The following is a 16,031-nucleotide window of genomic DNA, read 5'->3' as shown; positions in this document are numbered from 1 at the left end:
AAGCCCATGGGCACCCAGGTCAACATGCACGAGGCGAAATCGCAGCTCTCTGCGCTCGTCGAGCGCGTGCTCGCCGGGGAGCAGGTCACGATCGCTCGTGCGGGCACGCCCGTCGTCGATCTCGTCGTGCACCGCAGTGCATCGCCGGTCTTCGGGCTGCTGAAAGGCGCCTACGAGTACGACGCAAAGGCATTCGACGACGCGGACGAGGAGATCCGCGAGATGTTCTACGGAGCCGACGCGTAGTGCTGCTCGACACCCACGCCCTGCTCTGGCTGACGATGGACGATGCCCGGCTCGGCGAGCGAGCGCGGGATCGGATCATGCATGCACCGCGCGTGCTCTACTCGTCGGTCTCGATCTCGGAACTCGTCATCAAGCACATGCTGGGCAAGATCGAGTTGCCGGGCGGGGAGCGATTTCCGGAGATCTTCGCCCGCTCCGGCCTGGTCGAGCTGCCCTTCACAGCACGTCACGCGAACGCTCTCCGGGATGACCCGACGCTGGTCAGGCACAATCCTTTCGACCGGATGCTGATCGCTCAGGCCCGCGCGGAGGGGATCGAACTGCTCACCGCGGATCGTGTGCTGCTCGGCCTCGACCGGCAGTGGGTTCACGACGCAGCGCGCTGAGCCGCCCTGGGCTCGCTGCAGAGGGGCTCGCTGCAGTGGGATCAGGCCCCGGCGTCTTGACGCGGGTCAGGCCCCAGCGTCTTGACGCGGGTCAGGCCCCAGCATCCGGCCGCCGCTCAGACCCGGCCGCTCAGACCCGGGCGTCCTGCCGCGGCAGCCACACCTGATTGATGATGATCAGGATGGATGCCGTCACCGGCACGGCCACCAGTGCACCCAGCAGGCCGAGCAGAGTGCCGCCGGCGAGTGCGCCGATCACGACCAGCGCACCGGGCACCGAGACGGCCTTGTTCATCACGCGTGGGGTGAGGAAGTACGCCTCGACCTGCATGTACACCAGGTAGATCACGGCGAACAGCAGCGCGTGCAGCGGATCGGCGAACAGGGCGATCACCGAGCCGATAGCCCAGAACAGCACCGATCCGACCAGCGGGATCAGCGTGATCAGGAAGGCCACCGTCGCCATCAGCGGCGGGAAGGGCAGCTGCAGGGAGAGGTAGATGATGAGGGTGACGATCGCGTTGGCGAACGCGAGGATCACCATGCCCTGCACGTAGCCGCCGACCGAATCCGTGATCTGGTCGGTGATCTCGCGAGCGCGCTTGCGGTCGCGGGCCGGGGCGAAGCGCAGCATCGCCGTCTTGATCGTGGGCAGACCCGCGACGAAGTACAGCGTCAGCACCAGCACCACGATGAAGCCCGAGATGCCGGTGGCGATCGAGCTGCCCACCTGCAGGGCGCCGCCGCCGATGGCCTGCCAGGTCTTGCCGTCGGTGAGGAAGTTCTGGGCATCCTCGACCAGCTGCTCGAACTGGTCGCCGAACTGCTTCTCCAGGAAGCCGTAGACGTCGCTGTGCATGAAGTCGGTGATCAGGTCGGGCACCGACTTCACGAACAGGGTGATCTGCTCCACCACCACAGGGATGATCATCAGCAGCACCAGCGCCAGCACGACGATCAGGCCCAGGATCACCGAGAGCACGCTCAGCCCGCGGGAGAGGCCGCGACGCTCCAGAAAGCGCACGGCGGGATCGAGGCCGAGCGCGGCGAACAGCGCGAACGCGATGTAGATGAGCACGGTCGACAGGCTCGACAGCGTGATCGCCAGCAGGATCGCGACCAGACCGCCGATCGTGACGAGAAAGCCGAACACGAACGGCTTGTCGATGCGGGTCCAGAACGAGCGGCTCGGTGTGGGCGGCTCGATGACCGGGCTCGGGGCGGTCGCCGCGGTGGGCTCAGCGGCGTCCGGCTCGGCGGCGGGGTTCTCGGTGACCTCGGCGGCGGAGTCAGGCCGCACGGAATCTTCGGCGCTCATGCGGAACACTCTATGCGCGACCGGCCCGATTCGAGTCGCGTGAATTGCCGTATCCAGAGGCCGGATGCGGCAATGTGCGCGATTCGAAGGACGGATGCCGACTATCGTCGAACTGTCGTACCCAGGCCGCACCCGGAGGAGGACCATGTCCGACGAAGACGCCCGCGCCGAGCTGCTGCGCCTGCGCGCCAGCATCGACAACATCGACGCCGCACTGATCTTCATGCTGGCCGAGCGGTTCCGCGCCACCCAGCAGGTCGGCCATCTGAAGGCGGAGCACGAGATGCCGGCATCCGACCCGAAGCGCGAGGAGCAGCAGGTCGCTCGACTGCGCGCGCTGGCCGGAGAGGCGCATCTGGATCCCGAGTTCGCCGAGAAGTGGTTCAACTTCGTCGTCGCCGAGGTCATCCGGCACCACACCGAGGCCGCAGAGGGGCGCTGAGGTCGTCCTCATCCGACGGCATCCGGATTCGCAGGAGATCGCACGGAATGCAGGATGCTGATCAGCATCCGTTCCTGTGTTTCGAGAGTTCTCCTGTGTTTCGTGCGCCCACGGCTCGACAACCACCGTCACCGGATGCGATAATCTGATCGTTACGTCTATTAAACGATCATAATCTTGCACCAACGGGAGTCGGACATGACCATCACCGCCGGCGCGCACATGCGCGCGGAGCTCACCTCACAGCCCGAGACCTGGGCACGCGCGGCCGGGATGCGAGCCGAGCAGGCGCTGCTGCCGGCATCCGGTGCGCGCATCGCCGTCGTCGGCTGCGGCACCTCCTGGTTCATGGCGCAGTCCTACGCCGCGCTGCGCGAGGCCGCAGGTCACGGCGAGACCGATGCGTTCACGGCATCCGAGGTTCCCGCCGGCCGCGGCTATGACGCGATCGTCGCGCTCACCCGCTCCGGCACCACCACCGAGGTGCTCGAGCTGACTGAGCGCGTCAAGGGCACGACCCCGGTGATCGCCGTGCTCGGCGACGACAGCTCGCCCCTGGTCGACCTCGCCGATACGGTCATCGCCCTGCCGTTCGCCGATGAGCAGTCGGTCGTGCAGACCCGCTTCGCCACCACCGCACTGGCCCTGTTCCGTGCGTCGCTCGGCGAATCCCTCGACGGCGCGGTCGCCGACGCGCAGGCTGTGCTCGCCTCGCCCTCCGACCCGGCTCTCGGCGATGCCGAGCAGTACTCCTTCCTCGGACTCGGCTGGACGATCGGGCTCGCCCACGAGGCGGCGTTGAAGATGCGCGAGTCCTCGCAGTCGTGGACCGAGTCGTACAGCGCGATGGAGTACCGTCACGGGCCCATCGCCATCGCCGCACCCGGTCGCATCACCTGGCAGTTCGGCACGGCCCCCGAGGGTCTTCAGGCGCAGGTCGAGGCCACCGGGGCGCGCTTCGTGCAGCATCCGATCGACCCGATGGCCGACCTGGTGCGCCTGCACCGCGTCGCCCTCGACCGCGCCGTCGGTCGCGGGCTCGACCCCGACCAGCCGCGCAACCTCACCCGCTCCGTCATCCTTGCGGACTGAAGACCGACATGACCGGGCACGACAGCATCCCCGACGTCGTCACGGACCCCTCCGGTGAGCGGCTCATGCGCGCCGACAGCATCGGTCACGGCGTGCCCGTGCTCGCCTTCGACGTGGGCGGCACCGACATCAAGTCGGCGCTCTTCGACGGTGAGGGCGTGGCGCGAGGCCTGCGCCGCACGCCGACACCGGTCGCGGACGCGGATCCGGAGGGTGCGCTGATCGACCGCCTGGCCAAGTTGGCTGCGCAGCTGCAGGATCAGCATCCGGATGTCGCGCCCGAGGCCGTCGGACTGGTCGTGCCCGGCATCGTCGACTCCGAGAACGGCATCGGCGTGTTCAGCAGCAACCTGGGCTGGCGGAACGCCCCGATGCGTGAGCTGATGAGGCAGCGTTTCGGCCTGCCCGTCGCCTTCGATCACGATGTGCGGGCGGCCAGCTGGGCCGAGCGGGTGCTCGGCGGCGCGCGCGATTACGCCGACGCGGTCGTGCTCATCATCGGCACCGGGATCGCCGGAGCGCTGCTGGTGGGCGGGCAACCGTACACCGCGGGCGGCTACGCGGGCGAGATCGGGCACTCGCCGATCGGGGAGTGGCCGTGCCCGTGCGGGGCGCGCGGATGCCTGGAGGCCCGCGCCTCGGCCGGGGCCATCTCGCGACGCTACGTCGAGGCGACCGGGACTGCAGTGGACGGTGCCCGCGAAGTCATCGCCCGGGCGGCGGGCGGCGATGAGACGGCGGCGCGCATCTGGGACGAGGCGCTCGACGCGCTGACCATGTCGATCGCGCAGCTCACCGCCGTGATGGCGCCGCAGGCCGTGGTGATCGGCGGAGGTCTGTCGCGGGCGGGCGGTGCGCTGTTCGACCAGCTGCGCGCCCGGCTGGCGGACCGGCTCAGCTTCCACCGCATCCCCGTGCTGGTCCCGGCAGAGCTGTCCGGCAACGCCGGCATCCTCGGATCGGCGCTGCGCGCGCGGGAGGCGGCGTCATGATCAGGGCCCGGGGTGGTGCGGAAGCACGGTTCGCCGGTACGGATGCACGGTTCGCCGGTACGGATGCACGGTGGGTGATCGCATGATCGTCACCGTCACCGCGAACCCTGCCCTCGACCTCACCTGGCACGTCGCCTCGCTGGCGATGGGTGGAACGCATCGAGCGGATGCCGGACGGGCGCGCGCCGGAGGGAAAGGTCTCAACGTCGCCCGCGTCGCCCACGCGCAGGGCGCGTCTGTGCTCGCGGTCACGACCTCGGGTGGTGCGACCGGTGCGGAGTTCGCCTCGGAGCTGGAGGCGTCGGGCGTGCCGCACGTGCTCGTGCCGGTGGCGGCTTCTACGCGTCGCAGCATCGCGCTGGTCGACGAGTCGCTCGGCGACACCACCATCGTCAACGAGTACGGCGTCGCGCCGACGGATGCCGAATGGTCGGCCCTGACGGATGCCGTGGCCGCTGCCCTTCGCGCACGAGACGCGAGGTCTGCACAGGCTTCTCCTGCGGATAGTGATCTCTCGACGGGGGATCGGGGAGCGGATGCCGCGATCGGCGACGTGCTCGTGATCTCGGGGAGCTTCCCGCCCGGAACCCCGGACCAGCTGCTGCCGTCGCTCATCCGGCTGGGGCGCGAGGCCGGCGCGACCGTGATCGCCGACACCTCGGGGCCGGCACTCCTGGCGGCGGCGGATGCCGGAGCATCCGTTCTCAAGCCCAATGAGCACGAGCTGCGGGACGCCACCGGCCTCGACGACCCGATCGACGGCGCCCGTGAGCTGCTGCGCCGTGGCGCCGAGCTGGTGCTGCTCTCACTCGGCGCCGAGGGGATGCTGGCCGTGTCCACGGCATCCGCCGTCTCCCCCGGTTACGAATCGGGGGCCGACACGCCAGATGTCGGACCGATTCGCGCAAACCGTCCGACATCTGGCGTGTCGGCCGGCGGGGCGGCACCCGGGAACGACGGCGAGGGAACGGATGCCGAAGATCGGCTCGATCTCAGCATCCTGCGCACCCGGCTCGACACCCCGCTCGCAGGGAACCCGACCGGGGCGGGCGACTCCGCGGTCGCTGCGTGCGCCGTGCTGATGGATGCCGGCATCCGCGACCCCGAGCAGATCCTTCGCCGCGCGACGGCCTGGTCGGCAGCCGCCGTGCTGATGCCGCTTGCCGGCGAGATCCACCCCTCCTGGCCCGACCTCGAGCACGCCCTCACCGTCGCCCCCGTCGCCGCCCCCGTCGCCGCCCCCGCTTCCGCCCCCGCCGAGACTTCCCTTCCAGCACGAGACACAGTGTCTGCTGTGCAGTCTCGTGCTGGAGAGGAAGTCTCGTCATCCGGTGGGGCATTCGCCCGGCCAGAAGCATCCGCCTCACCGGAAGCCTCCGCCTCACCGGAAGCCTCTGCCTCACCCGAAGCATCCGCCTCACCCGAGGCATCCGACCCGAAGGAATCCCGATGACTCTCGTCTCCGCCCGCGACCTCGTGCGCGCATCCGCTGCCGCCGGCACGGGGCTCGGCGCGTTCAACGTCATACACCTCGAGACTGCCGAGGCGCTGGTCGCGGCATCCGAGCGCGCGCAGCTGCCGGTGATCGTGCAGATCTCGCAGAACTGCGCCGACTACCACGGCGGCCTCGAGCCGATCGGCTGGGCCACCCTCGCGATCGCCCGCCGGGCGTCGACGGCCGTCGCCGTGCACCTCGACCACGCCGAGCGTCCCGAGCTCGTAGACGAGGCCATCGAGCTGGGATTCGGGTCGGTGATGTTCGACGGCGGCAAGCTCGACTACGACGAGAACGTCTCTCTCACCGCCGACGTCGCGGCGCGCGCCCGTGTCGCCGGGGTGTTCGTCGAGGCGGAGCTCGGCGAGGTGGGCGGCAAAGACGGTGCCCACGCTCCCGGCGTCCGCACCGATCCCGACGAGGCACGCGCCTTCGTGAAGGCGACCGGGGTGGACGCGCTCGCCGTCGCGGTGGGCTCGTCGCACGCGATGCTCGACCGTTCGGCATCCCTCGACATCGCGCTGATCGGCCGCCTGCGCGACGCCCTGCGCGGAGTGGGTCGCAATGGCGGCAATGTGCCGCTCGTGCTGCACGGATCCTCGGGCGTCGCCGACGACACGATCGTCCAGGCCGTGCGTGCGGGGATGACCAAGATCAACGTCTCCACGCACCTGAACGGCTTCTTCACCCGCGCGATCCGCGAGACGCTCGCCGACGACGAGAAGCTCGTCGACTCGCGAAAGTACGTCGCGCCCGGCCGCGAGGCGGTCGCCACCGAGGCGGCACGGATGCTGCGCCTCTTCGCCCTCGTATCCACCCGAGCCTGACGATGCCCCGCCACCCCGCCCGCCGCACTTCCTTCCCGTCGCACTTTCGGTCGCTTTCCCGGTGCGCTGAGCGGCAGAAGGTGCGACGGGAGCGAGGCAACAAGGACAAGGAGATGCTGTGAACCGCGCCGCCCGTCTCAACGCGATCCTCGAACTGCTCGCGGAGCAGGGCGAGGTGTCCATCGACCAGCTCGCGGAACGCTTCGGGGCATCCGCCGCCACCACCCGCCGCGACCTCGACAGCCTCGCCGAGCGGCGGCTGCTCACGCGCACGCACGGTGGTGCGGTCGCGCAGTCCGTCGCCTACGATCTGCCGATCCGGTACAAGAGCCATCTCGGCACCGGGGCGAAGGAGCGCATCGCCGTCGCTGCGGCAGGGCTCGTCTCACCGGGCGATGTGGTCGGGCTGTCGGGCGGCACCACCACGACGGCGATCGCCGCAGCGCTGGCGGCCCGCGATGATCTTGCCGCTGACGGGCTGACCGTGGTGACGAACGCGGTGAACATCGCCGCTCAGCTCGCGATGCGACCGGAGTTCAAGGTGGTCGTCACCGGGGGAGTGATCCACGCGCGCAGTTTCGAGCTGGTCGGCCCGTTCGTGGAGCAGCTGCTCGCCGGCATCCGTCTGGACATCGCCTTCATCGGCGTCAACGGGCTGTCGGCGGCCGACGGCGCGACCACGCATGACGAGTCCGAGTCGGCGGTGAACCGCATGATGGCCGAGCGTGCCGCCCGGGCGGTGATCGTCGCCGACGCGTCGAAGATCGGGCAGGCGGCGTTCGCGCAGGTCGGTGGTGCGGAGCTGTTCCCGGTGGTGCTCACGGATGCCGCGGTCACGGCATCCGCGCGCGACGCCCTCACGGATGCCGGCTACGAGGTGCGCATCGCCGACTGACCCGTTCCGTGGTGTTCGGGTGGCGCAGTTTGTGGCTTCCTGGCCGCTGAGGCAGCCATTTGCGCCACCTGACGGCGGTGGAGAGGGCCAAGCAGGGGGAGAGGGCCAAGCAGGGGGAGAGGGCCAAGCAGGGGGAGACAGCGCAGCTCAGAGTCCGCGGGATCCGGCGGCGTGGGCGAAGATCAGGCTCGTCGACGTCGACGCGACCTCGGGACGCAGACTGAGCGTGTCCGAGACGAGCTCGCGCAGCGCCGCGGCGTCCGGAACGGCGACATGCACCAGGAAATCGCGGTCGCCGGCGAGGAAGTACACCCGCTGCGTGGCCGGCAGATTCTCCACGTAGGCCTGGAACCTCCGCAGATCGCCGCGCGCGTGCGCATGCAGCCGGATGGTGATGAGCGCTTCGAGGTGCAGGCCGACTGCCGCAGGCGAGATCTCGGCATGGAACCCGACGATCACGCCGTTCGCCTGCAGCGCGCGCACGCGCTTCAGGCAGGTCGATTCGGCGATGCCCGCGCGCACCGCGAGCTCGGTGTTCGACAGGCGCCCGTTGCGACTGAGCTCGGAGATGATCGTGCGGTCGACGGCGTCGAGTCCGGCCTCCGTCACCGGCGCACGACGAGGCGGCGAAGAATCGGATGCCGACATGCCCACTTCCTCACCGTGGTCGAAGAATCTGTACTCAACCCGATAAGGATACGCAGGATCTTTCGACACTGTCCCTCTCTTCGCACGAGATCTGCATAATCGAGGTGAGCGGGGCGTCTCCAAGCCCCGATGTCTCAGGAGGACGCAATGACGCGCACGATCGTCGTCGGGGCCGGGATGGTCGGTCTCGCCACGGCATGGCACCTGCAGGAGCGCGGGGTCGAGGTGACGGTCATCGACCGGGTTGGAATCGCTGCCGGGTCGTCATGGGGCAACGCCGGCTGGCTGACGCCCGGCAAGACCATCCCGCTGGCCGACACCGGCCTGTGGACCTACGGACCCAAGGCGCTGCTCGACCCGGACGCCGCGCTGCACATCCCCTTCCGGGTGGATGCCGGGCTCTGGTCGTTCCTCGCCCGATTCGCAGCGCACGGCACGAATCGCGCGTGGGACCGCACCATGGCATCCCTCACCCCGATCGACAAGCTCGCGCTGGAGTGCTTCGACGAACTGCTCGACGGCGGCGTGAAGTCGTGGACCCGTGAGGGTCCGTTCGTGATCGGCTTCAAGAGGGCAGCCGACTCGAAGGGCTTCCTGCGCGAGGTCGAGGGTGTCATCCGGCACGGACAGGACGTGCCGTTCGAACGGCTGCAGAACCCGCGTGAGCTGGCGCCGGTGCTCTCGGATGCCGTCACCCACGTCTACCGTCTGGACGGACAGCGCTTCTTCGAGCCCGCGCCGTTCGTCGAGGCGCTCGGGCACGCCGTCGTCGAGCGCGGTGCGGAGCTGCTCACCGGCGTCGAGGTCACCGACGTGTCGTCCACCCGCCGTCCGGTGGTGACCCTGTCGAACGGGGAGCGGATGGAAGCCGACTCGGTCGTGATCGCGACAGGGGCGTGGATGCCGAAGCTCGCCCGCAAGCTCGGTGTGCGGACCCGCGTGCAGGCCGGTCGCGGATACTCCTTCACCGTGGCGACCGAGCAGCCGCAGGAGCATCCGGTGTACCTGCCGTTCCAGCGCATCGCCTGCACGCCGTATCAGGGGCGCTTCCGCATCGCGGGGACGATGGAGTTCCGTTCGCCGGATGAGCCCTTCCAGCCGCGGCGGGTGCAGGCGATCATCGCGCAGGTGCGCGAGATGTTCCAGGGCATCGACCTCGACGACCGCCAGGACGAGTGGATGGGCTCGCGCCCGGTCACCCCCGACGGCCTGCCCCTGGTCGGGGCGACGCAGGCGCCGAACGTGTACGTGGCCGGTGGCCACGGTATGTGGGGCATCGTGCTGGGTCCCGCGACGGGCAAGCTCCTCGCCGAGCAGATCACGACCGGCCGCATCCACCCCGCGATCGAACCTTTCGACCCGCTGCGCTGAGTTTCCGTCTTCGAGACGCCCATCTCGCCCCTGCTGGGCTGCCTCGCCCCTGCTCGTCTACGTAATTGGACAGGGGCGAGGCAGCTGGGCAGGGGCGGCGAGCCGGGAAGACGCCGCGCGGACGCAGAACTCAGCAGGGGCTGCACTCTCAGCGCGTGGGTGCGGGGGTACTCGCGGGCACCGAGTCGAACTGCTTGGCGTGCTCGGCCCAGCCGGCCTCGGCGGGGATCGAGCGCAGTGGACGGCTCGCGACGCTCATGATCAGTGCGATCGCGCAGAGTGCGAAGCTGAAGATCAGGGTCGGGGTGCGTCCCGCCCAGGCCAGCCCGAAACCGGCGATCAGCGGTGAGAGCGGCATCGCCCCCATGCTCAGCACCCCGCCGACGCTGTTGACGCGTCCGATCAGGGCCGTCGGCGTCGCGACCATGGTGTAGCCGCTGAACGCGGCATTCAGTGCGGGGAGCAGGAACACCGCTCCGGAGATCAGCAGCGCGACGCCCCACGGGCTCTCCACGAACACACCGGTGGCGACGGCCGCCGTGCAGCACAGCAGCCCCAGGATCATCAGCATCCCCGCCCCGATGCGCGGCACCAGCGTGGGAGCCAGCAGCGCTCCGATGAGCATCGCCGCACCGGAACCGGCCATCATCCAGCCGATGACCGCCTCGGAGTAGCCGGACTGCAGCACCGCGTAGATCATGGTGGTCGTCCCGGCGTTCAGCCCCAGGTTGATCACCGTCGCGACGACGGTTCCAGTGCTCAGGTCGGGTCGGCGGAACAGCCAGCTCACACCCTCGCGCAGCTCGCGCAGTGCGTTGGCCGGGAGAGCGGATGCGGCATCCGCGCGTTCCTGAGAGGCATCCGGTCGCCGCCAGCCGACGCGCCGCCCGAGAATCCACGCCGTGACGGCGGAGACCGCACTGCCGATCATCATCGCCGCGCCGATCAGCCAGCCGCCGGCCGCCAGCAGCATCCCGCCGATCGGCCCGCCGGCCAGCTGCAGCGCCGCATCCCGGCCCTGATTCGCCGCCTGTGCACGGCCGATCATCTGCTCGGGCACGATGTCCTTCAGCGCGGCTTCCCCGCGGGGCTGAACAGTCCGCCGACTCCGGCCAGCACGATTTCGAACAGCAGCAGGGTCAGGAAGTCGATGCCGCCGGCCAGCGCCAGCGCCGTGAATGCGCCCGCGGCCAGAGCGCTGAGCGCCGCGCCGAGCGTCATCATGACAATGCGGCGGTGCCGATCGGCGAGTACACCGCCGGCGAGTGTGGCGAGCAGGCGCGCGACTGTGCCGACGGCCGCGATGATGCCCGCCTTGGCGGGGTCGCCGGTGATGACCAGCGCGAGCAGCGGCACGGCGAAGCTGAACAGGGTCGCCGCGAGGCCCTTGCCAGTGTCGGATGCGAGCCAGAGAAGGTACGGGGTCTGACGCCAGAGTCGTGGCGAGGTGGTTGCCATGCCGTTCACGATAATCACGCAAGATAGATTGCGCAATAGGAGTTGCGCAATTAAACCGGCTAGACTTCGGGAATGGCGAAGACGACGGATGCGGGTGGGCAGCCACCCCAGGAGTCGACGGTTCCGCAGGCAGCTGAGGCAGCAGCAGAGCAGGCCGCAGCGAAGCCGGAGCAGTCAGAGCCACCGGCAACAGGCGAGCAGACCACGGCGGCCACGACGGCGATGCTGAAGGCTTTCACACATCCGCTGCGCCGCCAGATCCTGCGGCTGCTCAGCAAGCGCGAATATCTGCGTGCTGCGGATGCCGCCGAGGCACTGGGCGTGCCGGCGAACAAGATCAGCTTTCATCTGCGGGCGCTGGCTGACGCGGGCCTGCTCGTCGAGGCGCCCGAGCACGCGCGTGACCGGCGCGATCGGGTGTGGAAAGGCAATGCGGCCTCGGTGAAGGTCGGTGGACCCGAGAATCCCATCGATGATCCGGCGCTCGGCGACGCGGTGCTCAAGGTGCTGATCGACGAGCACTACGACGTCGTGCGTCGGATGCTCGCCTGGACCCCCGACTACATGGCGGGTCGCACGTCCGAGGTGCACGCCGAGTTCTCTCAGCACACCGTGCGTCTCACCGAGGCTGAGTTCGTCGCGATGATGGAGCGGATCAGCGAGGTCTCGCGCGAGGCTGCCGAGGCGCACAACCGCGCGCATCCCGATCATGACGACCCCGACATCCGGGTCTGGAACATCGACATCATCGCCGCCGACGACACGATCTGACGTTCGAGCGTTCGCGTGATGTGGCGCGCGGGTTGCCTCGGGTGGCGCACGGGGTGCCTCGGGTGGCGCACTTTGCGGCATCCACTGGACGGATGCCGCAATTCGGGCCACCTGAAGCGAAGAAGGCGGCCCGGCGCACCGGGCTCAGCCGCGCAGATCGCGGGTGCGGAGCACGACGGCGGATGCGGCGGCGAGAGCCAGCCCGATCCCCCAGGTGAGCACGAGACCGCCGGCGTCGACGCCCTCGGCGAGCGGGGACTGACGGAACACCCAGGCATACGGCGACAGCGCGTCCAGCCAGGCCAGGTCTTCCGACTGCGTCGCGAGCGCCTGCAGGATGTAGCCGAGCACGGCGAGGCCCGCACCGACTCCGGTCGCCCAGATCCGCCGACCCGTCGCGGCGCCCGCCAGCAGCGCGGCCCCGGCGGTGAGGAAGGCGAGCCCGACGAGGGCCGCGCTCGCGCCGGCGATGCGTAGCGGCTCGAGTTCGAGCTCGGCCGGGTCGTTCAGCGCCCACACCGTGAGCCCGGCGAACACGCCCAGCCAAACCAGTCGCACGAGCACCGACAGCGCGGTCTCCAGGGCGTACTGACTGCGTCCGATGCCGTGCGCGAGGTCGAGCTCGGCCCGTCCGCTCTCTTCGGCGGCGGCCAGAGATGAGCCCCAGAGCACCGCCGCGATCGTCAGCAGCAGAAAGCCCATCAGCCCGTAGAACGTCGCCTCGGTGTAGCCGGCGCCGCTGGCGATCTGGCTGTAGCCGAGCGTGTCGACCAGCTCCTTCGGCAGTGAGTCGATCAGCTGCTGCATCCCGTCGCTCGTGCCGAAGCTCGGGTACAGCGGAAGGTACAGGAAGAGCACCAGGGCGATGCCGATCGTCCAGCCGAGAAGGCTGCGCCAGGTTTCACGGATGCTGCGCCGGAACACCGGCAGGATGCGGGCCATGATCACTCTCCCGTCCGTCGCGACCGTTGCGTCGACCGGTCTGAAGGTGTCGAATCGGAGGCCGATGAGTCGCCGTACAGGCGCAGCACGGACTCCTCGAGGTCGGGCTCCTCGACGGTGAGCTCGCGCACCTCCTGCCGGGCGAGCGCCTTCACGAAGGGATCGATATCGCCTTCGACCGTCGCCGACAGCCGGATCGAGCCATCGGGAGCGGAGTCGGCCTCCAGCTCTTCGATGCCCGGGATCCGCGCGAACACCGCGCGCACGTCCGCAGCACCAGCATCCGCAGCATCCGCTCCCGCGATGCGCGCGTGCACGCGACGCACCGATCCCAGTCGCAGCGAGGCGACGTCGCCGCCGGCGACGATCCGTCCGGCGGCGAGCACCGCCACCTCATCGGCCGCCTGCTGGATCTCGCTGAGCACGTGCGAGCTGAGCAGCACGGTCTGGCCCGCATCCCGCGCCTCGCGCACCATCGTGAGGAATTCGCGCTGCATGAGTGGGTCCAGGCCACTGGTCGGCTCGTCGAGGATGAGCAGCTCGGGCCGGTGCATGAACGCCTGGATCAGCCCGACCTTCTGCTTGTTGCCCTTCGACAGCGTGCGCACGGGCCGGTTCAGGTCCACGCCGAGCCGGTCGGCGAGGTCGCGTGCCGTGCCCAGGACGGATGCCGTTCCGCCGGCCTCCCCAGACACCTCGGCGTAGAACGCGAGCAGACGGTGGCCGTTGACGCGTCCTTCGAGGTGGAGTTCGCCCGGCACGTAGCCGATTCGTCGGCGCAGTGCGGCACCGCCCCGGCGGGGTTCCTCTCCGAGCACCCGGACCGTGCCGGATGTCGGACGGATGACGTCGACCAGCGTCCGCAGTGTGGTCGTCTTGCCCGCGCCGTTGGGCCCGATCAGGCCGAACACAGTGCCCGGGCGCACCTGCAGGTCGAGCTCCTGCAGTGCGATGCTGCGCCCGTACCGCTTGTGCAGCGCACGGATCTCGATCGTGTCGGTCATCGTTCCTCCTCGGACTCGTCGGTCTCGGCACCCGCAGTGGTCTCGGCCCCCGCAGCGGCCTCGGCACCCGCAGTGGCTCCGGCATCCGCTCCCATCGCCGCACGCGTCCCCGTCAGGAACGCGTCGGTCGCGTAGATCCCGTGCGTGAGCAGCTCCATGGTCGGCAGCGTCGAGCGCAGCAGGCCCGCGGAGCTGAGCTGGTCCTGGCCGAGCACCCGCGAGATCTGACCGCGCATCAGGACGGGACCGAGTCCCATCAGCGCGATCAGCAGCGTGGTCATCTCGGGGTCGCTCATCTCCACCAGCAGCCCCGCTTCGCGCTGCTGGTCGAGCATCTGCCTGGTACGGGCGATGATCTCGTCGAACAGGCGATCGGCGGCCGGCGAACGGTCGCCGAGCATGCGCGCCAGGTAGTCGATGTAGGGGCCGTAGCGGTCGAGGTCCTGCAGGGCGGCCTGGATGCGGCTGGCCGTCGGGGCCTGGATCAGCTCGTGCTCGTCGTCGACGAACACCGCCACCACGTAGTCGTCGCACGCGGTGCGCAGGGCGTGCTTGTCGCCGAAGTGGTGCACGATCAGCGCCGCACTGACACCGGCCTCCTGGGCGATCGTGCGCATGCTCACGGCGTCGAAGCCGTCGCGTGCAAAGGCGCGGATCGCGGCATCGCGGATGCGGGCACGGCCGGTGAGATCTTCGGATGCTGAACGCATGTTCAGTACACTAAATGCTTGTTCAGTCCTTGTCAAGAGCGCGGGGAGCCTCGCGGTGACGGGGTGAAATACAGTGAGGGGATGCCCGAGTTCGAGCTGCACCGGCTGCGGCGGTTCCCCGATGTCGAGGCGCCGAACCTGCAGGCCTGGGATGCCACCGACGAGCTGCTCGTGCGGGAAGCGCTCGCGGCGGGCGTTCCGGGTGACGCGATCGCGGTGATCGGCGACGAGTACGGCGCGATCACGCTGGCGCTGACGGATGCCGGACTGCTCGGCATCCGCGTGCATCAGGACCTGGTGACCGGCCGGCGTGCGCTCGCGAACAATGCCGCCCTGCTGGGGCAGACCGGGTGGACGGGCTGCGAGCTCGACGAGGGTCTGCTCGCCGGTGCGCAGCTCGTGCTGCTGCAGCTGCCGAAGGCGCTCGCCGAGCTGGAGGAGATCACGGATGCCGTGGCCCGCTGGGCCGCACGGGAGGTCGTGCTCCTCGCCGGCGGACGCGTGAAGCACATGGCCCTCGCGCAGAACGAGGTGCTCGCACGCGGCTTTCGCACCGTGCAGCCCCAGCGCGCGGAGCGCAAGTCGCGGCTGATCCTGGCATCCGATCCTCTGCCTGCGCCCGCCGACCCGCCCTTCCCGATCCGCCGCGCTCACGACGGGCTCACGATCTGCGCCCACGGCGGGGCATTCGCCGGCGCACGCATCGACATCGGCACGCGCACGCTGCTGGACGCCATGGCCGACCTCGCCCTGCCCGCCGTCGCCCCGCGCGTCATCGACCTGGGATGCGGCACCGGCGTGCTCGCGGCGGCGTTCGCAGCGCAGCATCCGGATGCCGTGATCACGGCTACCGACCGTTCGGCGTCGGCCGTCCGCTCTGCGCGCGCGACGATGGCGGCGAACGGGCTCGACGGTCGCGTGCAGGTCACACTCGACGATGCCGGTTCCGAGCTGCCGGATGCCGACGCCGACCTCATCCTGCTGAACCCGCCGTTCCACCTGGGAGCGAGCGTGCACGAGGGCGCCGGCCGGCGCCTGATCCGGGCGGCCGCGCGGCTGCTGCGGCCGGGCGGAGAGGTGTGGACGGTGTTCAACTCGCACCTCGACCACCGACGTGCGCTCAGCCGCGACGTCGGCGCCACGGAACAGGTGCTCCGCACCCCGAAATTCACGGTCACGCGCAGCGTCCGGCGCGGCTGATCCTCCGTTCATGTAGCGAAGATTGCTCTGTTTCGGCCGTATGACGAGCAATTTGCGCGATATGAAAGCGGGCGTTAATCCCCGGTGAGAACAGGAAAGTGCAAATCGGATTTGCCACCGGATCAGCCATTCGTTAGCGTGGACAGGTGGTCGAGGGGCCACAAGACCAGTCCGCGGCCGCGTCCTTCTTTCGACCCGAGCTGTACACGAAGAGGCGTGGGCGTACGGTCGATG

18 protein-coding genes are annotated in these 16,031 nt (G+C 69.6%); 11 read left to right on the top strand and 7 right to left on the bottom strand.

From position 1 onward, the window contains the following. Positions 1-6: 6 nt before the first annotated feature. Together QUE33_RS11760 and QUE33_RS11755 are read left to right on the top strand one after the other, a co-directional pair. Positions 7-246 carry a type II toxin-antitoxin system Phd/YefM family antitoxin gene (locus QUE33_RS11760; protein WP_286300257.1) on the top strand — a complete coding sequence of 80 codons (240 nt, stop codon included), beginning with the start codon at positions 7-9 and terminating at the stop codon, positions 244-246. Next, positions 246-632 carry a type II toxin-antitoxin system VapC family toxin gene (locus tag QUE33_RS11755; protein WP_286300255.1) on the top strand — a complete coding sequence of 129 codons (387 nt, stop codon included), beginning with the start codon at positions 246-248 and terminating at the stop codon, positions 630-632. The genes QUE33_RS11760 and QUE33_RS11755 overlap by 1 nt, the downstream gene beginning before the upstream one ends. A gap of 130 nt (positions 633-762) precedes the next feature. Here the strand turns inward: QUE33_RS11755 and QUE33_RS11750 are convergent, their stop codons facing one another. Continuing rightward, positions 763-1,950, bottom strand: coding sequence for an AI-2E family transporter (locus QUE33_RS11750; RefSeq protein ID WP_286300254.1), 1,188 nt, complete (start codon positions 1,948-1,950; stop codon positions 763-765). Positions 1,951-2,095: 145 nt separating this feature from the next. Here QUE33_RS11750 and QUE33_RS11745 point away from each other — a divergent pair, with 145 nt between their 5' ends. The 6 genes from QUE33_RS11745 (at position 2,096) to QUE33_RS11720 (ending at position 7,693) form a co-directional block, all read left to right on the top strand. Next, a complete protein-coding gene (locus QUE33_RS11745; protein WP_286300253.1) occupies positions 2,096-2,392 on the top strand; it encodes a chorismate mutase in 297 nt (98 codons plus the stop codon). A gap of 198 nt (positions 2,393-2,590) precedes the next feature. Further along, positions 2,591-3,484, top strand: coding sequence for an SIS domain-containing protein (locus QUE33_RS11740; RefSeq protein WP_286300252.1), 894 nt, complete (start codon positions 2,591-2,593; stop codon positions 3,482-3,484). A gap of 8 nt (positions 3,485-3,492) precedes the next feature. After that, positions 3,493-4,476, top strand: coding sequence for an ROK family protein (locus tag QUE33_RS11735; protein WP_286300251.1), 984 nt, complete (start codon positions 3,493-3,495; stop codon positions 4,474-4,476). Positions 4,477-4,546: 70 nt separating this feature from the next. After that, entirely contained in the window at positions 4,547-5,929 is a 1,383-nt protein-coding gene (locus QUE33_RS11730; protein WP_286300249.1) for a 1-phosphofructokinase family hexose kinase, read from the top strand. Then, positions 5,926-6,798: a class II fructose-bisphosphate aldolase gene (locus tag QUE33_RS11725; protein ID WP_286300247.1), complete on the top strand. Its 873-nt coding sequence runs from the start codon at positions 5,926-5,928 to the stop codon at positions 6,796-6,798. Before QUE33_RS11730 ends, QUE33_RS11725 begins: the two co-directional genes overlap by 4 nt. A gap of 118 nt (positions 6,799-6,916) precedes the next feature. Continuing rightward, positions 6,917-7,693, top strand: a complete 777-nt coding sequence (locus QUE33_RS11720) for a DeoR/GlpR family DNA-binding transcription regulator (RefSeq protein ID WP_286300245.1) — start codon at positions 6,917-6,919, stop codon at positions 7,691-7,693. 147 nt (positions 7,694-7,840) lie between these two features. On the opposite strand, the gene QUE33_RS11715 is transcribed toward QUE33_RS11720, so the two are convergent. Continuing rightward, entirely contained in the window at positions 7,841-8,341 is a 501-nt protein-coding gene (locus tag QUE33_RS11715) for an Lrp/AsnC family transcriptional regulator (protein ID WP_286300243.1), read from the bottom strand. A gap of 147 nt (positions 8,342-8,488) precedes the next feature. On the opposite strand from QUE33_RS11715, the gene QUE33_RS11710 reads away from it, so the two are divergent. Continuing rightward, a complete protein-coding gene (locus QUE33_RS11710) occupies positions 8,489-9,712 on the top strand; it encodes an NAD(P)/FAD-dependent oxidoreductase (RefSeq protein ID WP_286300242.1) in 1,224 nt (407 codons plus the stop codon). Positions 9,713-9,860: 148 nt separating this feature from the next. Here the strand turns inward: QUE33_RS11710 and QUE33_RS11705 are convergent, their stop codons facing one another. Both QUE33_RS11705 and QUE33_RS11700 read right to left on the bottom strand, forming a co-directional pair. Continuing rightward, positions 9,861-10,772, bottom strand: coding sequence for an MFS transporter (locus QUE33_RS11705; protein WP_286300240.1), 912 nt, complete (start codon positions 10,770-10,772; stop codon positions 9,861-9,863). Positions 10,773-10,780: 8 nt separating this feature from the next. Next, the gene (locus QUE33_RS11700) at positions 10,781-11,170 is read right to left on the bottom strand and encodes an MFS transporter (RefSeq protein ID WP_286300238.1); all 390 of its coding nucleotides are present in this window, start codon (positions 11,168-11,170) and stop codon (positions 10,781-10,783) included. 72 nt (positions 11,171-11,242) lie between these two features. On the opposite strand from QUE33_RS11700, the gene QUE33_RS11695 reads away from it, so the two are divergent. After that, positions 11,243-11,941 (top strand): ArsR/SmtB family transcription factor, encoded by a 699-nt coding sequence (locus tag QUE33_RS11695; RefSeq protein ID WP_286300235.1) that lies wholly within the window; start codon positions 11,243-11,245, stop codon positions 11,939-11,941. A gap of 144 nt (positions 11,942-12,085) precedes the next feature. On the opposite strand, the gene QUE33_RS11690 is transcribed toward QUE33_RS11695, so the two are convergent. From QUE33_RS11690 to QUE33_RS11680, 3 genes are read right to left on the bottom strand one after another with little or no spacing between them, the layout of a single operon-like run. Further along, complete coding sequence (locus tag QUE33_RS11690) at positions 12,086-12,883, bottom strand: efflux permease Rv1217c-related protein (protein ID WP_286300233.1); 798 nt, start codon at positions 12,881-12,883, stop codon at positions 12,086-12,088. 2 nt (positions 12,884-12,885) lie between these two features. After that, entirely contained in the window at positions 12,886-13,887 is a 1,002-nt protein-coding gene (locus QUE33_RS11685; RefSeq protein ID WP_286300231.1) for an ABC transporter ATP-binding protein, read from the bottom strand. Continuing rightward, the gene (locus tag QUE33_RS11680; protein WP_286300229.1) at positions 13,884-14,597 is read right to left on the bottom strand and encodes a TetR/AcrR family transcriptional regulator; all 714 of its coding nucleotides are present in this window, start codon (positions 14,595-14,597) and stop codon (positions 13,884-13,886) included. Before QUE33_RS11680 ends, QUE33_RS11685 begins: the two co-directional genes overlap by 4 nt. Before the next feature lie 81 nt (positions 14,598-14,678). On the opposite strand from QUE33_RS11680, the gene QUE33_RS11675 reads away from it, so the two are divergent. Then, positions 14,679-15,797 carry a class I SAM-dependent methyltransferase gene (locus QUE33_RS11675; protein WP_286300227.1) on the top strand — a complete coding sequence of 373 codons (1,119 nt, stop codon included), beginning with the start codon at positions 14,679-14,681 and terminating at the stop codon, positions 15,795-15,797. Positions 15,798-16,031: the final 234 nt, after the last annotated feature.

This window comes from Microbacterium suwonense (assembly GCF_030296555.1).
Lineage (GTDB): Bacteria > Actinomycetota > Actinomycetes > Actinomycetales > Microbacteriaceae > Microbacterium > Microbacterium suwonense.
The sequence above is the reverse complement of the archived record's forward strand: the minus strand, read 5'-3'. Positions and strand labels throughout refer to the sequence as shown.